General features: G+C 65.5%; 17 protein-coding genes. 11 read left to right on the forward strand and 6 right to left on the reverse strand.

What is annotated here, in order from left to right; genetic code table 11:
* Positions 1-76 precede the first annotated feature (76 nt).
* Entirely contained in the window at positions 77-1,342 is a 1,266-nt protein-coding gene (locus tag ACSQ3P_RS01360) for an ABC transporter substrate-binding protein (protein WP_436163909.1), read from the reverse strand.
* Positions 1,343-1,528: 186 nt separating this feature from the next.
* Here ACSQ3P_RS01360 and ACSQ3P_RS01365 point away from each other — a divergent pair, with 186 nt between their 5' ends.
* The 11 genes from ACSQ3P_RS01365 (at position 1,529) to ACSQ3P_RS01415 (ending at position 13,042) form a co-directional block, all read left to right on the forward strand.
* The gene (locus tag ACSQ3P_RS01365; RefSeq protein ID WP_436163910.1) at positions 1,529-2,575 is read left to right on the forward strand and encodes a Gfo/Idh/MocA family protein; all 1,047 of its coding nucleotides are present in this window, start codon (positions 1,529-1,531) and stop codon (positions 2,573-2,575) included.
* 4 nt (positions 2,576-2,579) lie between these two features.
* Entirely contained in the window at positions 2,580-3,452 is an 873-nt protein-coding gene (locus ACSQ3P_RS01370; RefSeq protein WP_436163911.1) for an IclR family transcriptional regulator, read from the forward strand.
* 22 nt (positions 3,453-3,474) lie between these two features.
* Positions 3,475-4,374, forward strand: a complete 900-nt coding sequence (locus ACSQ3P_RS01375) for an NAD-dependent epimerase/dehydratase family protein (protein ID WP_436163912.1) — start codon at positions 3,475-3,477, stop codon at positions 4,372-4,374.
* A gap of 1 nt (position 4,375) precedes the next feature.
* Positions 4,376-5,221 (forward strand): sugar phosphate isomerase/epimerase family protein, encoded by an 846-nt coding sequence (locus ACSQ3P_RS01380; protein WP_436163913.1) that lies wholly within the window; start codon positions 4,376-4,378, stop codon positions 5,219-5,221.
* Positions 5,222-5,233: 12 nt separating this feature from the next.
* Positions 5,234-6,952 (forward strand): FAD-dependent oxidoreductase, encoded by a 1,719-nt coding sequence (locus ACSQ3P_RS01385; RefSeq protein WP_436163914.1) that lies wholly within the window; start codon positions 5,234-5,236, stop codon positions 6,950-6,952.
* Positions 6,949-7,758: an SDR family NAD(P)-dependent oxidoreductase gene (locus tag ACSQ3P_RS01390; RefSeq protein WP_436163915.1), complete on the forward strand. Its 810-nt coding sequence runs from the start codon at positions 6,949-6,951 to the stop codon at positions 7,756-7,758. Before ACSQ3P_RS01385 ends, ACSQ3P_RS01390 begins: the two co-directional genes overlap by 4 nt.
* Positions 7,759-7,772: 14 nt before the next feature.
* Positions 7,773-8,567 (forward strand): SDR family NAD(P)-dependent oxidoreductase, encoded by a 795-nt coding sequence (locus ACSQ3P_RS01395; protein WP_436163916.1) that lies wholly within the window; start codon positions 7,773-7,775, stop codon positions 8,565-8,567.
* A 332-nt stretch (positions 8,568-8,899) separates the two neighbouring features.
* Positions 8,900-10,216, forward strand: a complete 1,317-nt coding sequence (locus ACSQ3P_RS01400; protein WP_436163917.1) for a M20/M25/M40 family metallo-hydrolase — start codon at positions 8,900-8,902, stop codon at positions 10,214-10,216.
* A gap of 151 nt (positions 10,217-10,367) precedes the next feature.
* A complete protein-coding gene (locus ACSQ3P_RS01405; protein WP_436163918.1) occupies positions 10,368-11,273 on the forward strand; it encodes an amino acid ABC transporter permease in 906 nt (301 codons plus the stop codon).
* A 13-nt stretch (positions 11,274-11,286) separates the two neighbouring features.
* The gene (locus ACSQ3P_RS01410) at positions 11,287-12,168 is read left to right on the forward strand and encodes an amino acid ABC transporter ATP-binding protein (protein WP_436163919.1); all 882 of its coding nucleotides are present in this window, start codon (positions 11,287-11,289) and stop codon (positions 12,166-12,168) included.
* 40 nt (positions 12,169-12,208) lie between these two features.
* Positions 12,209-13,042 (forward strand): ABC transporter substrate-binding protein, encoded by an 834-nt coding sequence (locus ACSQ3P_RS01415; RefSeq protein WP_436163920.1) that lies wholly within the window; start codon positions 12,209-12,211, stop codon positions 13,040-13,042.
* Between the two features lie 63 nt (positions 13,043-13,105).
* Here ACSQ3P_RS01415 and ACSQ3P_RS01420 read toward each other — a convergent pair whose 3' ends face one another.
* From ACSQ3P_RS01420 to ACSQ3P_RS01440, 5 genes are all read right to left on the reverse strand, one after another.
* Positions 13,106-14,080: a LysR family transcriptional regulator gene (locus tag ACSQ3P_RS01420; protein ID WP_310156558.1), complete on the reverse strand. Its 975-nt coding sequence runs from the start codon at positions 14,078-14,080 to the stop codon at positions 13,106-13,108.
* Between the two features lie 73 nt (positions 14,081-14,153).
* Positions 14,154-15,581: a class II fumarate hydratase gene (locus ACSQ3P_RS01425; RefSeq protein WP_436163921.1), complete on the reverse strand. Its 1,428-nt coding sequence runs from the start codon at positions 15,579-15,581 to the stop codon at positions 14,154-14,156.
* A 55-nt stretch (positions 15,582-15,636) separates the two neighbouring features.
* A complete protein-coding gene (locus ACSQ3P_RS01430) occupies positions 15,637-16,812 on the reverse strand; it encodes an enolase C-terminal domain-like protein (RefSeq protein WP_436163922.1) in 1,176 nt (391 codons plus the stop codon).
* A gap of 31 nt (positions 16,813-16,843) precedes the next feature.
* Entirely contained in the window at positions 16,844-17,818 is a 975-nt protein-coding gene (locus tag ACSQ3P_RS01435; RefSeq protein WP_436163923.1) for a tripartite tricarboxylate transporter substrate-binding protein, read from the reverse strand.
* Between the two features lie 77 nt (positions 17,819-17,895).
* Positions 17,896-19,224, reverse strand: a complete 1,329-nt coding sequence (locus ACSQ3P_RS01440; RefSeq protein ID WP_436165136.1) for a class-II fumarase/aspartase family protein — start codon at positions 19,222-19,224, stop codon at positions 17,896-17,898.
* Between the last annotated feature and the right edge of the window lie 199 nt (positions 19,225-19,423).

Genomic DNA, 19,423 nt, shown 5'->3' on the forward strand with positions numbered 1-19,423 from the left:
ATGCTCTAGGCCGCGCGTCAGGGACCGGCCCGGGCATGGCCCGGGCCGCGTTTGTAGAACCGGTCGGTTTCTCAGATCAGAGCGAATCCATCTTGCAGATGCTCTCGGCCTGGTTGCCGAAGGCCCGCGCGACACCGGCCGGAGTTGCCGGCAACTCGGCCTTCACGTCGAAATAGTCCCATTTATCAATGATCTTCGGCTTGATGCTGGCAACCAGGAGCCGGCTGACCATCTGGTGGTCGAAGCCGCGATAGCCGAAATCGATGTCGCCGCGCTTGACGCTCCATGCCTCCAGTGCCTCGACGATCTTGGCAGGCTCGGTCGATTTGGCTCTCTCGATGGCATCGAGCAGGTTCTTCATGCCCATCCAGCCCATCCAGGTCTTGTCGGCGGCCGGGCGCTTGTATTTCTTCTCGTAATCGGCCGCCATCGCCTGCTCTTCGGGCGGGTTGTTCGGGTTCTTGTAGTACCAGGTCAGGGTATAGAGCCCATCGGCCGCCTCGGGGCCGACGCCCCAGAGATCGGTATTGCCGACGGAAATCTCGGCGAAGGGAATGCGGCCGCGCATGCCGAGTTCGTTCCACTGCTTCAAGAACGTGGTCAGGTCGCTCGCGGCAATGCCGCCGATCACCACATCCGGCTTGGCGGCGCGGATCTTGAGGATGAAGGAGCTGTAGTCCGGCGTGCCGACGGGCACCTCATCGGCGCCGACAAGCGTGCAGCCATTGGCTGTGGCGTATTCGGAGAAGGCGCGCTTGATGTCCTGGCCGAAAGCGTAGGCCGCGGTGAGCAGATACCATTTCTTGCCGATATCGGCGCAATAGGGCGCGAGCACGCGGGCATGGACATCGACCGGCGGCTGCAGCCGGAAGGTGTATTTGTTGCAGGACTTGCCGGTGAGGTCGCCTGTCGCCGCATTGGCCGCGATGTAGGGGATCTTCGCCTTCTTCGCGACCGCCGAGATGGCGAGCGCAAAGGAACTCAGCGCGCCCCCGACGATGCCGACGACCTTGTGCTCGCCGACGAGGCGCTCCGCATTCTGCTGTGCGCCTTGCGGGTTGGGCTCGTCGAGCCAGACGATCTCGGCCGGCCGGCCGAGCAGCATGTTGTTGCGCTGCTCCAGGGCGAGCAGGCTGCCTTGTGCGAGATATTCGGACTGATCGACGATCGTGCCGGTCTTGGCCCAGATCATGCCGATCTTGATCGGCTCGGCGGCGGCGGCGTTGCCGATATAGGGCATGCCGAGTTTGCCTGAGACCAGGCCCGTCGCGCCCAGGGAAGACGCGCCCATGATCAGGCCGCGCCGACCGATGACCGGCCCCTTTGTTTGATCGTCCTTCACAGCGTCCTCCCACAGCATCCGGTTTTTCTGATTGGCCCCGGTCGCGCATCGAGGCGGACCGAACTCCGTCCGTGTAACATAACTGGAATCCAGTTCCACTATTATTTTCGAAATTGGAATCCGGTTCCGAAATCGCTTGACGCTGGAGCCGGCGCGGGGGAGATATGCGGCGGAGTGGAGAGACCGATGCCGCAATTCTCAATTGGCCTCGTCGGCGCGGGCGCGATCGGGCGCATGCACGCCGAGGTGATCCTCAAGGCGGATTTCTGCGGCCTGACCGGGGTCGCCGACCCGACGGAAGCTGGTCGGCGCTTCTGCGAGGAGAGGGGGCTTGCCTGGTTTTCGGATCACCGCCAGCTCCTGGAGCAGGCGCGTCCCGATGCGCTGATCGTCGCGACGCCGAACAACACCCATCTGCCGATTTCGCTCGATGCGATTGCCGCCGGGGTGCCGGTTCTGGTCGAGAAGCCGGTCGCGAGCACGGTCGAGGAAGGGGAGGCGCTTGCCGCGGCTTCCGCGAAGGCCGGCGTGCCGGTGCTTGTCGGCCACCACCGGCGCCATAACCCCATCATCGCCCGCGCCCGCGAACTCGTGGGTTCGGGCGAGCTCGGGCGGCTGACCAATGTCTCGGTGCTCTACACCTTCTTCAAGCCGGAGCCTTATTTCGACATGGCCTGGCGGCGCAAGCCGGGTGGCGGGCCAATCCTGATCAACCTCATCCATGAGATCGACCTGATCCGCTTCATCTGCGGCGAGATCGAATCCGTGCAGGCGGTGACCTCGAACGCGGTGCGCGGCTTTCCCGTCGAGGACACCGCGGCCGTCCTCCTGCAGCTCACAAATGGCGCGCTGGTGACGATCAGCCTGTCCGATACCGCGGTCACGCCCTGGAGCTGGGATCTCAGCTCGGGCGAACTGCCGCCTTGCCCGCCGCAGCCGGCGCCGGTGAACTCGCATTTCATCAGCGGCACGCAAGGTTCGCTGACTTTGCCGCGTCTCGAGCGCTGGCGCTATCAGGGCGAGAAGAGCTGGTTCGCCGCGCTCTCCCAGGATGCGCTTGCGGTCACGCGCGGCAGCCCATACGTCGAACAGTTGCGTCACCTCTGCGAGGTCGCGCGGGGCGAAACCACGCCTCTGATCAATGCGGCCGACGCGACGAGGACGTTACGGGCGACACTTGCGGTGAGCGAGGCAGCACGGACGGGCCGGCGTGTGGCCCTCACCTCCGGATAAGCCCATGGCAAAGCGACTCGAAAACGACGACCCAGCCGCCGAGCAGGAATCGGGACCCAGCGGATTGCTCGAGCGGACGCTTGGCGTGCTGGAGCTCTTGGCGGCCCATGCACATGGCCTGCAGCTCTACGAAGTCGCCGACCGGCTCGGCATTCCGCGCAGCGCCACCCATCGCGTGCTGACGAGCCTGGTCGAGCAGGGCTATGTCCGGCAGGAGCGCCAGCTCGGCGCCTATCAGCTCACCGCCAAGATCGCCTCGCTCGCTTTCAGCTTCCTCGCCGGCAGCGGCATCACCGACTTCGCCCAGCCGATCCTCGACCGGTTGGCGCGCGATGCGGGAGAACTCGTCCGCCTTGCATTGGTCGACGGGCGAGAACTCGTCTGGGTGGCCAAGTCGCAGGGTTCGCCATTCGGCCTGCGCTACGATCCGGATATGGGCCAGGTCGGCCGGCTTTCCTGTTCGGCCAGCGGCCATGCCTGGCTCTCCTGCCTGCCGGAGGAGGAGGCGCTCGCCCTCGTCGAGAAGCAGGGCTATGGCTCGCGCGAGGAGTTCGGTCCGCGCGCGCCGCAGACCAAGGCGGCGCTGCTGCGCTATATCCGGCAGGCGCGCCAGCGCGGCTTCAGCCTCGTCGTCCAGACCTATTCGGCCTGGATGAGCGCGACAGCCGCCCCGATCCGCAGGCCGCAGACCGGCGAAGTCATCGGCGCCGTCGTCATCGCCGGCCTGCATAACCGGCTCTCCGAAGAGAAGATGCTGAGCCTCTCGCCGCTCCTGCTCGAGGCGGCGCGCGAGCTGTCTCTCGCCATGATGGTGACGCCGACGCTCGCGCCGCGCCGCGCTAGCGGCGAGTCGAACTTCTTCGACTCGCCCGCATGAACCACCGAGCCAAAGGACAGTCATGCGTATTCTCGTCACCGGCGGCGCGGGCTTCCTCGGCGCCTGGATCGTCAGGCGTCTGGCCGCAGGCGGCCACGCCGTCCGGATCTTCGACCTGACCGAGAAGCGCGGCCTCATTGCTGCGATCGCGGGCGAGGCTGCGGCGCAGGCCTGCGAATGGCGCATCGGCGACATCGTCAGCGCGGATGATGTTCGCGCCGCCGCCGAGGGCTGCGACGCAATCATCCATCTCGCCGGTGTGCTGACCCTGGCTTGCAGGGCCGATCCGGTGCGCAGCGCACAGATCAACCTGATCGGTACGCTCAACATCTTCGAGGCCGCGCTGGCTCATGGCATCGACCGCCTGATCTATACCAGCACCGCCGGCGTCTATGGCCCGGCCGATGGACAGATCCCGGTTCCGGTGTCGCATTACGGCGCCTTCAAGCTCGCTTGCGAAGGCTGCGCACGGGCCTATTGGGAGGATCATCGCCTCGCGAGCAGCGGCTTCCGGCCCTATGTCGTCTACGGGCCGGGGCGGGACAGCGGCCTCAGCGCCGGGCCGTCATTGGCCTGCCGCGCGGCGGCGCTCGGCGAAAGCTATGTGTTTCCCTATGAGGGCGCGGCCGGCCTGGTTTATGTCGACGACGTCGCGGCCGCCTATGAGGCAGCGCTGCTGCGCAAGCCCGACGGCGCCCATGTCTTCAACCTCGTCGGAACGCTCGCCACGCCGCAGGATGTGATCGACGAGCTGCGCCGCTTGCGCCCGGACGCCGATATCCGGAGGGGAGGCGCGCTGATGCCCTCCGCCCCCGATATCGCCGAGGGGAGCGTACGCGAAATCCTGCCCGGCCTGCCTTCGACCAGCCTGCGCGACGGGATCGAACGCAGCTTCGCCTATTACCGCAATGGGGGCCTGTGAGATGTTCAGGCTTGCCGCCCATACCTTCGGTTTCGTCTGGCGGGAGAGTGCCGAGGCTGCGTTCGAGCAGATCGCGCAAGCCGGCTTCTCGCAGATCCAGCTCATGGCCACGCCGCCCCATTTCGACCCATGGCGCGAGGATGGCGAGCGGACGCGGCGTTTGCGGGGCATTCTCGATCGGAGCGAGATGACGCTTCTCGCGGCTGATCTCGCCAGCAGCGACATCAATCTCGCCAGCGCCTCGCCGGATGTCGTCGCCTTCGCCGTCGATGCCTATCGCCGCGCGATCATGCGCTGCGCCGAGCTCGGCGCGCCCTGGGTCTGCGTCGGCTCGGGCCGAGGGCATGCGCTTTTGGCCGATGCCAATACGCGGCTGATGGAGACGTTCCGCCCGGCCTTCCTGGCCATCGTCGAGGAGGCGCGCCGTCAGGGCATCGCCGTCATCCTGGAGAACCACCCGCAGGGCCTGCTTGCGGATGCCGGCACGATCGACCGCTTCCTGCGTGAGGAGGGGCTGGACGATGTCCCCGTTATCTATGACGTCGCGAATGCGGTCGCGATCGGCGAAGATCCGGTCGAGGGCCTGCGCCTGCTCGGCTCGCGTCTCGGCATCGTCCATGTCTCCGACAGCCCGGCCGGCCAATGGCGTCATGATCCGATCGGCTCCGGCGATATCGATTTCGCTGCCATCGGCGCCCGCCTCGCGGAGCTTGGCTATGCCGGGCCCGTGGCGCTGGAGATCCTCTCGGACCAGCCACTGAACGGCCTGATCGACGGGGCGCGGGCGCTGGCGGCCGCCGGCTGGGCCTTCTCGGACGCGCTGCCGCGCTCGACGCTGACCGCATGAAAGGTGCCTGACATGGCCGCTTCGCTACCCGAGCGCATCTGCGACGTGCTGGTCATCGGCTCGGGGGCGGGCGGGCTCTCGACTGCGGTCACCGCCCGCACGCACGGCCTCGATGTCTTCGTCGCGGAGAAGGAACCCTTCTTTGGCGGCACGACCGCTTTTTCCGGTGGCGTTCTCTGGATTCCCGGCAGCCCGCATGCGGCTCGCGCCGGCGATAGTGACGACCGCGAGGCGGTGCGGACCTATCTGCGCCATGAGGTCGGCAATTTCGCGCGGCAGGATGAGATCGAGGCCTTTCTCGATCAAGGCCCGGAGATGCTGGCGTTCTTCGAGCGCGAAACCCAGGTGAAATTCGTACCGACGCTTTATCCCGATTATCACCCCAAGGTGGCGGGTGGGGTTGATGTCGGGCGCTCCGTCCTCGCCGCGCCCTATGATGCGACGGTGCTGGGCCCGGAGCTCGCTCGCCTGCGTCCACCGCTCGCGACGATCACCTTCATCGGCATGATGTTCAATTCATCGAATGCCGACCTCAAGCACTTCTTCAACGTGACGCGTTCGCTGAGCTCGGCGGCCTATGTCGCGCGCCGGCTCGCTCTCCATCTCAAGGATCTCCTGCTTTATCGGCGCGGAGTCATGATCACGAGCGGTAATGCTCTGGCTGCTCGACTGGCGAAATCCGCCTTCGATCTCGGCATCCCGATCCTGACCTCGACGCCCGCCAGGGAGCTCATCCGGGACGGCGAGCGCGTCACCGGAGCCGTGCTGCAGTGCCCGGAAGGCGCCGTGCGGATCACGGCTCGCCGCGGCGTGGTGCTGGCCTGCGGCGGCTTCCCGCATGACGCAGTGAGGACGAGGCAAGCCTATCCGCATGTCGCGCGCGGCGGAGAGCACGTCTCGCCCACCCCGGCCGGCAATACCGGCGACGGCATTCGTCTGGCGGAAACCGCAGGCGGGTGCTTCGAGGCGCGCTATCCAAACGCTGCCGCCTGGATGCCGGTCTCGAAGGTACCGCTCTCGGGCGGGCGCACGGGTGTGTTTCCGCATCTGCTCGACCGCTGCAAGGCCGGCATCATCGCGGTCGATCGCCATGGCAAGAGGTTCTGCAACGAGGCGGAATCCTATCACGATTTCGGCGCCGCCCTGATCAAGGCCTGCGAGAAGGAGCCGGAGACGGCGGCCTGGCTGATCTGCGACCACCGGACGATCCGCCGCTACGGGCTGGGCTATGTGAAGCCGGCGCCGGTGCCGCTGCTCGGCTATCTGCGCAGCGGCTATCTTCTGAGCGGCAAGACGCTCGCCGAACTGGCTGGACAGGCCGGCATCGATCCAGGCGGCCTCGAGCGCAGCGTCGCCGCCTTCAATCGGGGGGCGGAGAAAGGGGAGGATCCTGAGTTCGGCAAGGGCTCGACCTCCTTCAACCGCTATCTCGCCGACCCCTCGCACAAGCCCAACCCCTGCGTCGCGCCTGTCCAGCAGGGGCCGTTCTATGCGGTGAAGCTGGTGATGGGCGACCTCGGAACCTTCGATGGCCTCGACACCGATGTCCGCGGCGCGGTGCTGCGTGAGGATGGCAGCCCGGTCGAAGGGCTGTTCGCCATCGGCAATGACCGCGCCAGCATGATGGGCGGCAGCTATCCCGGTGCCGGCATCACGCTCGGGCCGATCATGACCTTTGGCTATATCCTCGGGCGGCATCTCGCCGGTGTCGATCGGGAACCGCCGCGATGAGTGTCGGCGTGGATGGATGGCTTGGCCTCGGCGGCGTGCTCTGTGTCGTCACCGGCGCTTCGGGCGGCATAGGCCGCGCCATCGCCGCCAGCCTTGCAGGGCAGGGCGCGCGGCTTGTCCTGCTCGATCGCGATGAAGCCGGCCTGGCGGATACCGTAGCCGCTGTCTCGGAGATGGCGGAGGGAGCTGTCTTAGCCCTGCCTTGCGATATCACGGATCCGGTTGCCATCGAGCAGGCCGCGGCTCAAAGCTTCGAGCGGCACGGCGCCTGCGCGGTGCTCGTCAACAATGCGGGCCTGCTTCGGCCTGGCGCGCTCGCCAGCCTTCCGCTGGCGGAGTGGAACGCCTTGCTGGCCGTCAACCTGACCGGCTACCTGCTCTGCGCCCAGGCCTTCGGGCGACAGATGCGGGCGGCGGGCCGTGGCGCGATCATCCATGTCGCTTCGATCGCCGGCTCGCATCCGCAGGACCGCAGCGGCGCCTACAGCGTCAGCAAAGCAGGCGTCGTGATGCTGTCGCGCCAGCTCGCCACCGAGTGGGCAGGAGAGGGCGTCCGCAGCAATGTCGTCAGCCCCGGCATGGTTGAGACCCCGATGAGCCGGGATTTCTATGCGGCGCCGGGCGTGCGCGAGCGCCGCAGTGCCGTGGTGCCGGCGGGCCGGATCGGAGTGCCGCAGGACATCGCCGATGCCGCGCTGTTCCTGGCCAGCCCGCGGGCGAGCTACATCACGGGCCAGGAGATCGTCGTCGACGGCGGCTATAGCCGCATGTTGATGAACCTGATCCCGCGCCCCGGCTACGACTGAACGGGGAGGGCGCAATGGCGGGAACTCCAGTGGCGGTGGTAACCGGCGGGGCCGACGGCATCGGCTTTGCCGTCGCCGAACGCTTTGCGCAAGCGGGCTGCACCGTCGTCATTGCGGATCTCGATGGGAGCAAGGCTGCTGCGAAGGCGGCCGCGATCGGGCTTGGCCATCAGGGTCCTGGCCATCAGGGGCTCGCCATGGAAGTCGCCGATGAAAGCTCCGTGACCTCCGGCATCGCCGCCATCCTGGCGCGGCATGGGCGCATCGACATGCTGGTCAACAATGCCGGGATCGCCGACACGCACAAGCCGACGGTCGATCAGGACCACCTCGCCTTCGAGCGGATCGTGCGCGTGAACCTGCAAGGTGTCTTTGCCGTTTCGCGCGAGGTCGGGCGCGGCATGCTGGCTCAAGGCAGCGGCGCGATTGTCAATCTCTCCTCGATCGCCGGTCTGTCGGGCCTGCCACGTCGCAATGCCTATGGCGCCGCCAAGGCCGGCGTCGCCGCGATGACGCGGTCGATGGCGGTGGAATGGGCCGGCCGCGGCATCCGCGTCAACGCGGTCGCGCCGGGCTATGTCAGGACGGCGCTGGTGGCGGAGCTGATCGCGAGCGGCCGCGTCGACCAGGCGAGGCTCCAACGGCGTACACCGATGGGCCGGTTGGCGGAGCCGGCCGAGATCGCCGAGGCTGTCTGGTTCCTCTGTTCGCCGGCTGCCTCCTACATCACCGGCGTGGTTCTCTCCGTCGACGGCGGCTGGATGGCCTTCGGCGATTCCGGCGATGCCTGGACGTCGATGCAGGACTAGCCACGGCCTCCCTGCTGAGGGCGCTGTCCGTACCACCCCAGAAAATCGTGCCTTGCCGAGCGGTTCTTCTGATGTCCTTTTCGGACCTCCGGACTGTCGGCTTTCCAGCGGCTGGGCGCGTGAGGCCGTAGCGAGCCCTGCGAGTGGCCGTTCTCACGCGCATTTCGTGGGAGAGTGCACGCCGGCCTGCAAAGCAAAGACATTAGCAGTGTCGATCGGTTGAATTAGATATTCTTATATTACCTTTGAGCCTTCCGGCACCGTGATTTGATGACTCGAACGGGGCTCGGCTCGACCGGCACCCGGAGATCGTCACGGCAAGCAGGTTTCCTATGTCCAAAGACGTCGCGGCCATCAAAGCCGAATTGTGCCGGATGATCGACGAAAGGCGCGACGAGATCATCGCCTTGCTCCAGCGGTTCCTTCAGATCAGGAGCGTCAACCCGCCAGGCGACATGCGCGAGACGGCCGATTTCGTCCGCAGCATCCTCGACCAGTTCGGCAGCCCGCACAGGACGGTCGCTCTCAGGGACGACATGCCCAACATCATCGGCCGCTGGGACGCAGCCCGGCCGGGCCGTCACCTCGTCCTGAACGGGCATATGGACGTCTTCCCCGTCACCAATGAACGCTTGTGGGATGCGGAGATCGTCGACGGCAAGATCATGGGCCGCGGCGCCTCCGACATGAAGACCGGGACGCTCGCCTCGATCCTGACCTATTGCTATCTCTATCCCTGTAGCGAGCACCTCAGCGGCGCCTTGACCCTGACGGTCGTCTCCGACGAGCAGTCCGGCGGACGATACGGCACGAAATATCTGTTCGACGCATTCGCCGATGAAATCGCCGGAGACTGCTGCCTCAACGGCGAGCCCAGCGGGCTGGCCAATCTGCGCTTCACCGAGAAGGGAACCCTGCGCTTCCAGCTTTCCGCCAGGAGCGCGGGAGGGCATGGCGGCTATCCGCATCGCGCACCCAATCCAATCGAGGCGATCTGCAAACTCGTCGCTGCGATCTATGAACGCTACCATCTCAAGCTCGCAACATTGCCTCCCGAGATCGATGCGGTCCTGACATCGCCTGAAACGATCGCCGCGGCGGACGCCAATCTCGGCAAGGGCGCAGGCGATATCGCGCGCCGCATCACCGTCAATGTCGGCATCATCGAGGGCGGACAGAAGGCGACGCAGATTCCCACCGGCTGCGTCACGCATCTCGACATCCGCGTACCGATCGGCTCCGACCGCGACGTCATCCGGCGCGATCTCGAAAAGCTGGCTTTAGAGCATGGCTGCGAGATGGTCGTGAACGAGGACCACAGCTACCCCGCGAGCATGACCGATCCGTTCGGCGAGATGGCGACCATTCTCCGCAACAACATTAAGTCCCTGCTCGGGCATGACGCGCCGCCGGTTTCAAGTCTCGGGGGCACCGACACGCGCTATTGGCGCTGGCGCAAGATCCCCGCGATCATCTGCGGCCCTTCGCCGATCAGCATGGGGCGCGATGACGAGCACGTCACCATCGACGAGGCCATCGCCGTGCTCAAACTGCATGTGATGTGCGCCCTGGACTATCTCGGCAATGCGGGCGCCGCGTCGTCCCAAAACACCGGCCAAAACACCAGCTCGGACCCGCGCCCGGCGTAACGCGCCGTTTGACGCAGCACGCCGCATAGGCGTCCGCGCCGAGCAAAAAGGCCGAGGGGACAATGCAATGAAACCGACGACGCGCAGATTCGAGCCAAGCCACGCGCTGCATCAGCAAGCGCGGCTCCGTTGCCGAAGGGGAGGATGACGCATGCCGCCTTCCAACACGGGGCCCACCGGGGTCAGCGCGATCTCCGCTCCACAGTCCGCCTTGCCGGCCGACGCCTACAAGATCGCCCATTACACGATCGTGCCCCGGCGCCACTATGGCCGGATCCTCGCCACCGTCCTGATCCTCGCAGCCCTGGCGGCGCTGATCCGGGCCTTTGCCGTCGGCGATATCGAGTGGCGCTATGTCGGCCTGTTTCTCACGGCGCCGGCCATCATGACCGGGCTTGCCAATACCATCCTGCTCGCAATCTGCGCCATGCTGCTGGGCGTCGTTCTCGGCGTGCTCTTCGCCGTGATCCGCCTCTCGAAGAACCCCGTTCTGAGCACCGTGGCGAAGCTCTATGTCTGGCTGTTCCGCGGCGCGCCGGCGCTGCTGCAGTTGCTGATCTGGTTCAATCTCGCCCTGATCTTCCCCCGGATCGCTTTCCCCGGCCTCTTCGACCTGCGCACGGTCGATGTGATGACACCGTTCGTCGCCGGATTGCTCGGCCTGGGCATCCAGCAGGGCGCCTACACATCCGAGGTCGTCCGAGCGGGCCTCCTGTCCGTCGACCGCGGCCAATATGAAGCGGCCCAGGCGATCGGCATGACCCGCCTGCGGATGCTGAGGCGGATCGTGATGCCGCAAGCGATGCGCGTCATCGTTCCGCCCGTCGGCAACGAGTTCATCGGAATGGTGAAGCTGACCTCGCTGGCGAGCGTGATCCAGTACTCTGAAATGCTCCATGCCGCGCAGACGATCTACTACGCGAATTCCCGCGTGCTCGAACTCCTGATCGTCGCGAGCATCTGGTACCTCGTCATCGTCTCGGTGCTGAGTTTCGGCCAGAGCTTCGTCGAGCGCTATTTCGGGCGCGGCGTCGCCGCCGTCCGCCACGGCTTGTGACGGGGGGCGTGAGATGAATTCCACCTCAACTGGAGCGTTTTCGAGCGAAGTGGATACCGGTTCGCGTGAAGAAAACGCGACCAAACAAAGGACTGGAGCAATCGAACGATCCAATCGGATCGGAGATCGCTCCAGTCCCATCGTCCGGGCAATCGACGTCTGCAAGCGCTTCGGCAATTTCGACGCTCTCAAACATGTCAATCTGGAGGTCGATGCCGGAGAGGTCGTCTGCATCATCGGCCCGTCCGGTTCGGGCAAGAGCACGCTTCTGCGCTGCATCAATCAGCTCGAACAGATCGATGGCGGCGCCATCTGGGTCAACGCCGAACTGATCGGCTATCGCCGCGAAGGCACCAAACTCTATCATCTGACGGATGCCGAGATCGCCCGGCAGCGGCAATGCGTGGGCATGGTCTTCCAGCGCTTCAACCTGTTCCCTCACTTCACGGCGCTGGCAAACGTCACGGAAGGCCCGGTGCAGGTCCTGGGCGAGCCGTTGAAGCAGGCCCAGGCGCGTGGCCGGGCGCTGCTTGCCCAGGTCGGCCTGGCCGACAAGGAAAACGCCTATCCGTCCGAATTGTCGGGCGGGCAGCAGCAGCGTGTGGCGATCGCGCGCGGTCTCGCCATGCGGCCGGAGATCATGCTGTTCGACGAGCCGACCTCGGCTCTCGACCCGGAACTGGTCGGCGACGTCCTGTCCGTGATGAAGGACCTCGCCACCAGCGGCATGACCATGGTCGTGGTGACGCACGAACTGGGTTTCGCACGCGAGGTCGCCGACCGCATCGTCTTCATGGATCAGGGCGAGATCATCGAGGTCGGCCTCGCCCGGGACCTGCTGTCCTCGCCACGCCAAAAACGCACCCAGGATTTCATCTCGGCGGTGCGCGCCTGAGCCGCCTCGACATCATCAACGACAACAAAGGAGTGGGACAATGAAATTCGCCGTCATCGCCACGGGAGCCCTGCTGATGCTCAGCGCCGCTGCCGCTCATGCCCAGGCTCTGCCCGAGAAGTATAAAAGCGCGGGGAAGATCGTCATCGGCACGACACCGAACTACCCGCCCGTGACGTTCAAGGATCCGGCGACCAACCAGCTCACCGGCTACGACATCGAGATCGGCAATGCCATCGGCGAGAAGCTGGGCATCAAGATCGAATGGCAGGACACCAGCTTCGAGCAGATGATCAGCGGGGTCACGACCGACCGGATCGATCTCATCCTCGGTGGGATGAACGATCTCCCCGCCCGCCGCGAGACGGTCGATTTCATCGACTATATGAAGTCCGGCGTTCAGTTCTTCGTCCAGCACAAGCGCTCGGGCGAATTCAAGGAGGCCGCCGACCTCTGTGGCAAGACGGTCGGCGCAAGCCGTCGCACGAACTTTCCCAAGGACATCGATGCCTGGAGCCAGGAGTGGTGCGTCAAGGCCGGCAAGCCCGCGATCAAGGTGCTGGGTACGGAAGGTTCGGCCGATGCGCGGGCGCAGCTCCGACAGGGCCGCATCGATGCCGGCGCCCAGGGCAATGAGAGCCTTCCCTATCTGATGAAGCTCGACCCCGATACCTACAAGCTCCTCGGAACTCCCTTCGCCATCACCTATCAGGGCATCGGCGTGGCGAAAAAGAACGCCGACTTGCGCGATGCCGTCGCAGGCGCGCTCAAGGCGATGCTGACTGATGGGACCTACAACAAGATCGTCGCCAAATATGAGGTGCAGCCCAGCGCGATCACCGCGGTTTCCGTCAACGAAGTGCCGTTGAAGTAACCGGCTACAGGCCTGCGGGATTGCTGCCCCGCAGGCTGCCTTGCAAGCTGCCTTGGCGGCACGTCAACCGCGCGGTTGCTCGAAGACGTGGAACTGATCACCCATCCACGGAGCGATCGCATGCAGGCTGGGCGCAATCTTGTCCCGAAGCAGGACGTGAAGGACATGGGCGACCTCTTGCGGAATCGCGCCGAGTTCGGACTTCCGAGAATAAAGGTCGATACGCCGGCGTATCTTGATGCCCGGCAGCGGCAAAAGCCGCACGCCGGTCATGCGTTCCTTCGTCTGCAGCGCCATCAGCGGCGTGGTGATCGACCATCCCAGACCCGCCGACACCATCGTTGCGATGGTGTCGGCCGTGTCGCTCTCGAACTCGCGGGGAAACTCCAGCCGCAACTGCCTGATCACCTGCTCGACCTGGCGGCCTGCGCTCGTGCGATGGGTATGGCGAATGAAATTGCGACCTTTGAGATCCGCCAGAGACCGGACCTCGATATCCCATTCGGCGGGCAGCGCCAGGGCGTAGGGCTCGATCAGGAGCGGAATCGTGATGGCCGCGTCGACTTCCCTGAGAAGATCGACGCCGATGAGGATATCGATTTCGCGGGCCTGGAACTGTTCCTCGCTGATGCCCCGCATGTTGGCAAACAGCGAGCAGCGTTTGACGCTCTTGCCCAGTTCCCGGACGAAATCGGGCCCGAGCGTCGTGGTCAGCGAGGCGACCATCGAGATCCGCAAGGTCGGGATCACATGGTGGGCGGACGATTTGACCGCCGTTTCAAGCTCGCGGGCCTGCTCCAGCAGGTCATGCGCCTTTTCCATGAGCAACCGGCCAGCCGTCGTGGCCTGCACGGGCCGGATGTCGCGGTCGAGCAGGGTGACACCCATGGCTTTTTCGAGATTGGCCACGACCTGCGACACCGCCGATTGCGTCAATCCGACCCGTCGCGCGCCCTTTGTCAGGCTACCCGTGGCGACGACCGTTCGAAAGATCTCCAATTGCCAAAGATCAAATCCCAGCTTCTGCGACGTCGTCATGTGTCTCGATCTGAGCGGTTCGGCAGGCATCCGATGATAGAGGCTTCCTGCCCAGGCTCACAGCGGGAGTTTGTTACCCCGGCCGGCCGATGCCTGCGTCATGACGAAGGACATCGGGGCTGTCGAGCTGTGTCCTGACATCGACCAAACGGTCGAATTCTTCTCCCGACAACAAGCCGAGCTCGATCGTGGCCTGGCGCGGTGTCAGGTTGTCCGCGACGGCCTTCGCCGTGATCTTCGCGACGGTATCGTAGCCGAGCACCGGATTCAGCGCTGTGGCCAGCAGCAGTGAGCGCTCGACATTGGCGTGCAACCTGCCGGCGTCGACTTCTATCCCGCGAACCAAGCTTGTCGCGAAGATGCTCGCGCCGTCTGCGAGCAGCCGGATCGATTGCAGCAGATTGTAGATCAGGACTGGCTTGGCGACGTTGAGCTCGAAATTGCCGGACGCACCGGCGGCCGTGATCGTCGCGTGGTTGCCGATGACCTGCCAGCACGCCTGGAGGAGCGCCTCTGCGATCGTCGGGTTGCGCTTGCCGGGCATGATCGAGGAGGTCAGCCCGTCGTCGGGCAGCACCAGTTCGCCGAGGCCGCAGCGCGGTCCCGAGCCGAGCCAGCGAATGTCGTTGGCGATCTTGGCCAGCGAAACCGCCAGCACGTTGAGCGCGCCTGAGACCTCGACCAGCGCGTCATGTGCTGCCATGCCCTCGAACTTGCTGGGGTTGGGTGTGAAGGCGATCCCGGCGATCCGGCTCGCCTCCTCGCAGAAGGCGACATCGAAACCCGCCGGGGCATTGAGGCCGGTGCCGACGGCGGTGCCACCCTGCGACAGCAGGCAGAGCCGCGGCCATGCCGCCATGGCCCTGTCGATGCCGTGTCCGACCTGTCGCGCGAAGGCGTCGAATCCCTGTCCCATCGTCATCGGCACGGCGTCCATCAGATGCGTCCGGCCGATCTTGACGAAGCCGGCGAAACGTTCGGCGCTGGCTTGCAATTCGTTGCGCAGCAGGGTCAGCGCCGGGATGAGCCTGTCCTGCAGTTCCAGGGCGGTCGCGATGTGCATCACCGTCGGGAAGCTGTCGTTGGAGGATTGCGAGCGGTTGACGTGATCGTTGGGATGGACCGGGGCGCGCGTGCCCAGGCCATGGCCGAGCCGCTCATTGGAGCGGTTCGCCAGCACCTCATTGACGTTCATGTTGGTCTGCGTGCCCGAGCCGGTCTGCCAGATCGTTAGCGGAAAATGCGCGTCGAGCCCGCCTTGCCGCAGCTCCTCGGCCGAGGCCTCGATCGCAGCGGCGATGTCGTCCGGCAGCACGCCGAGGCGGCGGTTAGCACGGGCGGCGGCGCGCTTCTGGAGGCCGAAGGCATGGATGAGGCAGGTCGGAAAGCGCTCCTCGCCGATGGCGAAGATCGCAAGCGCGCGCTGCGTCTGTGCGCCCCAATAGCGGTCGGCCGGAATCTCGACCGGACCGAAGGCGTCGTACTCGGTGCGAAACTGCATGTTGGTCGATCCCGATTCTTCAGAACGCCTGGATGCGTGAGAAAGCCCGGATTCGTCAGAAGGCTTGCGGACACAGCGCGGCCAGGTGCGGTCGCAGTTCCGGCTTCTGTTCGAGGCCGAAGCCGGGGGCATCTGGCGCACGCACTACGCCGCCACCCATCATGCAGGCTGCCGGATACCCACCGAAGGGCTGGAAGACGCCCGGATAGCATTCGCATCCGCCGAGACCGAGCCCGAGCCCGATATGCAGGTTGAGCAGATGTCCGCCATGCGGGATCGCCTGGGAGGGCTCGAAGCCATGCCGCTCCATCAGTGCGATCATGCGGGCATATTCGCTTAGGCCGTAGCTCAGGCCGGCATCCATCTGAAAGATATCGCGGCCGCGGCGCATGCCGCCGAACCGCAGGAGGTTCTGCGTATCGACCGCCGAGAACAGGTTCTCCCCTGTCGCGATCGCGCCGTCATAGCGCTCGGCGATGTGGCGGTTCAGGTCGAAATCGAGCGGATCGCCGATCTCCTCGTACCAACGCAGGCGGTAAGGCGCGAGCGCGTCGGCATAAGCGAGGGCGGTGTCGAGGTCGAAGCGGCCATTGGCGTCGACCGCAAGGGCGCTGCCATCGCCTGTGAGTTCCAGCGCTGCTTCGATGCGCGCCAGATCCTGCGCCAGCGAGGCGCCGCCGATCTTCATCTTGAAGGCGGTGAAGCCGAGATCGCGATAGGCGGCGAATTCGTCGCGCAGCCGGCTCGCGCTGTCACCGGGATAATAGTAGCCGCCAGCGGCATAGGCGCTCATCGTCTCCTTCGGCCCGGCACGTCCGAAGGCACGCGCGATGGTGTGGCAGGCCGGTTCGTCTGCGAGCTTGGCGTTGAGATCCCAGATTGCGAGTTCGAGCGCTGCGACCGCGCCTGCCCGGTCACCGTGGCCGCCGGGCTTCTCATTGCGCATCGCGACAGCCACGATCTTCGCGGGATCGAACCGCAAGCCGCCTGCGTCGAGCAGGTCTGCGGGCGCCGCCGCCTCGAGCCTGGGAATCAGGCGCTGACGCAGGATGCCGCTCTGCGCGAAACGACCGATCGAGTTGAAGGCGAAGCCGACAACCGGGCGGCCGTTGCGGATCACATCCGAGACGACCGCGACCAACGAGACGTCATGCTCGGCGAAATTGACGACGGCGTTGGCGACCTCGCCTTGCAGGCGCACGGCGAGATCGCGGATGTCGGTGATGCGCATGGACGGTCCCTCAGGCGGTCTGCGGAGCGCCTCACTGGCCGGTGACGCCGGCCTTCTTGATGATGGGGCCCCATTTGTCGAGTTCGGCCTGGAGATGCTTGCGCAGGGCATCAGGTGTCGCGCGTTCGGGCGAGACGGTGTCGGCGCCGAGCTTGGCGAGCCTGTCCTTGACGTCCTGCTCCTTGAGCGCCGCATTGAGCGACGCCGTCAGCCTGTCGACGATCGGTTTCGGTGTGCCCTTGGAGGCGAAGAGCGCATACCAGACCGAGAGTTCGAAGCCCGGGAGCCCGGCCTTGTCGGCCGTCGGGAGATCAGGCAAAGCCTTGGCCGCCTCCTTGCTGGTGACGGCATAGGCTTTGATCGTGCCCGCCTCGACATTCGGCACGACATTGACGATCTGATCGCAGATGAAATCGACCTGCCCACCGATCAAATCGTTCATGGCGGGCCCGCTGCCGCGATAGGCTACGGTCGTCAGTTTGATGCCCGTCGCCTCGGCGAACAGGAGACCGCACAGATGGGCGGCCGAGCCGACGCCGGCATGGGCGTAGGTCGCCTTGTCGGGGTTCGCCTTCACATAGGCGACCATCTCGGCGAAGGTCTTGGCCGGAAAGTCCTTACGCGCGACGAAGACCGAAGGCAGCTCGGCCACGAGCCCGATGGGCTCGAAATCCTTCATGACGTCGTATTTCAGGTTCGGATAGAGGAACGGATTGGTCGCCTGGCTGACATGGATCAGCAGCAGCATGTGGCCGTCAGGCGCAGCGGCCGAGACCCGCTGGCTGCCGATGGTGCCGCCGGCGCCGGCGATGTTCTCGACCATGACCTGCTGCTTCAGATTGCCGGTCATCGCCTGCGCCAGGATGCGGGTGATGGTGTCGCCGGGACCGCCGGCGGCATAAGGCATCACCATGGTGACGGGCTTGGTCGGGAAATCCTGTGCCGAGAGGCTTGTCGTGCCGGCAAAGGCGAGGCAGGCGGCGAGGCTCAGTATTGTGGCTTTCATGGTCGTTTCCCCTGTGAGGTGACAGCTTGGCGTCGCGGCGCTCTTGCGGCGCCTTTGACGGATCGCATTGGGACCGCTCAGGCGGCGGGCAGCCTGGCAGGCGCCTGGCCGAGCACGCGGTCGACCATCTCGCCGGCGAGGCCGAGATAGTTGGCCGGATCGCAGCAGCGTTCGATTGCTTCGCGGCTGCCGAGTGCGGCGACGACCTCGGGCCGACCGGCCAGGATGTCGGCCAGGCGGCCGCCGCCCTCGATCGCCTGGCGGCACGCGTCGTAGACGACGTCGTGGGCATGTTGCCGTCCAAGCTTCGGCGCCGCAGCCATCATCACCGCCTCGGCCACGATCAGGCCGCCGGTGATGTCGAGATTCCTGCGCATGCGCTGCTCGTGCACGACGAGGCCGCCCAGCATGAAGTTCGCGTTGGCGAGCGCTGAGCCGGTCAGGAGAAAGCTTTCCGGCAGCGCTATCCATTCGAGGTGCCAAGGTCCGGTGGCGCGCTCGAAATCGTGGATCATGCCGTCGAGCATGGTCGCGACATGCTGGCGCACGGCTTTGGCCGCGGCGAGGATGAGCTCGCTGGAAATCGGATTGCGCTTCTGCGGCATGGTCGAGGAGGCGCCGCGCCCGGGCACGAAGGGCTCGGAAACCTCGCCGAATTCGGTGGCCATCATCAGCATGACGTCGGTTGCGATCTTGGCGAGAGAGCCGGTGATCAGCCCGAGCAGCGCGACCGTCTCGGCCAGGCCGTCGCGGGCGACGTGCCAGGTGATCGCCGGCTGATCGAGCCCAAGCTCCTCGCAGAACAGCCGCTGCATCTCGAGGCCATCCGCACCCACCGAAGCAAGCGTGCCCGCCGCGCCCGAGAATTCGCCGACCAGAACGCGCGGCCGCAACTGCGACAGCCGCTCGCGATGGCGCTCGATCCCGGCGAGCCAGATTGCCGCCTTGTAGCCGAAAGTGATCGGCAGCGCCTGCTGCAGGTGGGTACGCCCGGCCATTGGTGTATCGCGATGCTTGCGGGCGAGGCCGGCGAGAATGCCTGCCAAGGTGGCGAGGTCGCGTTCGACGAGTTCGAGCGCCGCCCTGACCTGGAGCACGTTGGCCGTATCCATGATGTCCTGGGTGGTCGCGCCCCAATGGACGAAGCCTCCGGCCGCCTCGCCGGCCGACTCTGCAAGCTGGTGGACCAATGGCAGGATCGGATAGCCGACGATCTCGGTCTCGCGCCGGAGACGGTCGAAATCGATCGTGAGCTCCCGTCCGGCGCGGTCGATCGCGATTGCAGCCTCGCGGGGGATGACGCCGCAGCGGGCCTGGGCCCGCGCCAGTGCCCGCTCGGCCTCCACATAACGGCCGACCAGTGCCGCATCGTCGAAGATGGCGCGCATCTCGGCCGTGCCGAACATGTCGCGGAACAACCGTGAGTCAAAGACGGTGCTGGTCACGGGCGTTCCTCGAAGCCTTATAATGTACGTACATTTATAGATGTACGTACATTATAAGGCTTGTCAATCGCTCCCGGGCTCGCTGTGCCGCGTCGCTGGCCTGTTTCGATCCGAGAAGGGCGCTTTAAAACAAGGAGCTGGAGTCATTGACCGATCCAAT

The organism is Allobosea sp. LjRoot9, assembly GCF_964252745.1.
Lineage (GTDB): Bacteria > Pseudomonadota > Alphaproteobacteria > Rhizobiales > Beijerinckiaceae > Allobosea.

What these genes read in the sequence shown, in the direction of transcription:
- ACSQ3P_RS01365 (WP_436163910.1), top strand. Translation starts at nt 1,529, where the DNA reads ATGCCGCAATTCTCAATTGGCCTCGTCGGCGCGGGCGCGATCGGGCGC.
- ACSQ3P_RS01370 (WP_436163911.1), top strand. Translation starts at nt 2,580, where the DNA reads ATGGCAAAGCGACTCGAAAACGACGACCCAGCCGCCGAGCAGGAATCG.
- ACSQ3P_RS01375 (WP_436163912.1), top strand. Translation starts at nt 3,475, where the DNA reads ATGCGTATTCTCGTCACCGGCGGCGCGGGCTTCCTCGGCGCCTGGATC.
- ACSQ3P_RS01380 (WP_436163913.1), top strand. Translation starts at nt 4,376, where the DNA reads ATGTTCAGGCTTGCCGCCCATACCTTCGGTTTCGTCTGGCGGGAGAGT.
- ACSQ3P_RS01385 (WP_436163914.1), top strand. Translation starts at nt 5,234, where the DNA reads ATGGCCGCTTCGCTACCCGAGCGCATCTGCGACGTGCTGGTCATCGGC.
- ACSQ3P_RS01390 (WP_436163915.1), top strand. Translation starts at nt 6,949, where the DNA reads ATGAGTGTCGGCGTGGATGGATGGCTTGGCCTCGGCGGCGTGCTCTGT.
- ACSQ3P_RS01395 (WP_436163916.1), top strand. Translation starts at nt 7,773, where the DNA reads ATGGCGGGAACTCCAGTGGCGGTGGTAACCGGCGGGGCCGACGGCATC.
- ACSQ3P_RS01400 (WP_436163917.1), top strand. Translation starts at nt 8,900, where the DNA reads ATGTCCAAAGACGTCGCGGCCATCAAAGCCGAATTGTGCCGGATGATC.
- ACSQ3P_RS01405 (WP_436163918.1), top strand. Translation starts at nt 10,368, where the DNA reads ATGCCGCCTTCCAACACGGGGCCCACCGGGGTCAGCGCGATCTCCGCT.
- ACSQ3P_RS01410 (WP_436163919.1), top strand. Translation starts at nt 11,287, where the DNA reads ATGAATTCCACCTCAACTGGAGCGTTTTCGAGCGAAGTGGATACCGGT.
- ACSQ3P_RS01415 (WP_436163920.1), top strand. Translation starts at nt 12,209, where the DNA reads ATGAAATTCGCCGTCATCGCCACGGGAGCCCTGCTGATGCTCAGCGCC.
- ACSQ3P_RS01420 (WP_310156558.1), bottom strand. Translation starts at nt 14,080, where the DNA reads ATGACGACGTCGCAGAAGCTGGGATTTGATCTTTGGCAATTGGAGATC.
- ACSQ3P_RS01425 (WP_436163921.1), bottom strand. Translation starts at nt 15,581, where the DNA reads ATGCAGTTTCGCACCGAGTACGACGCCTTCGGTCCGGTCGAGATTCCG.
- ACSQ3P_RS01430 (WP_436163922.1), bottom strand. Translation starts at nt 16,812, where the DNA reads ATGCGCATCACCGACATCCGCGATCTCGCCGTGCGCCTGCAAGGCGAG.
- ACSQ3P_RS01435 (WP_436163923.1), bottom strand. Translation starts at nt 17,818, where the DNA reads ATGAAAGCCACAATACTGAGCCTCGCCGCCTGCCTCGCCTTTGCCGGC.
- ACSQ3P_RS01440 (WP_436165136.1), bottom strand. Translation starts at nt 19,224, where the DNA reads ATGTTCGGCACGGCCGAGATGCGCGCCATCTTCGACGATGCGGCACTG.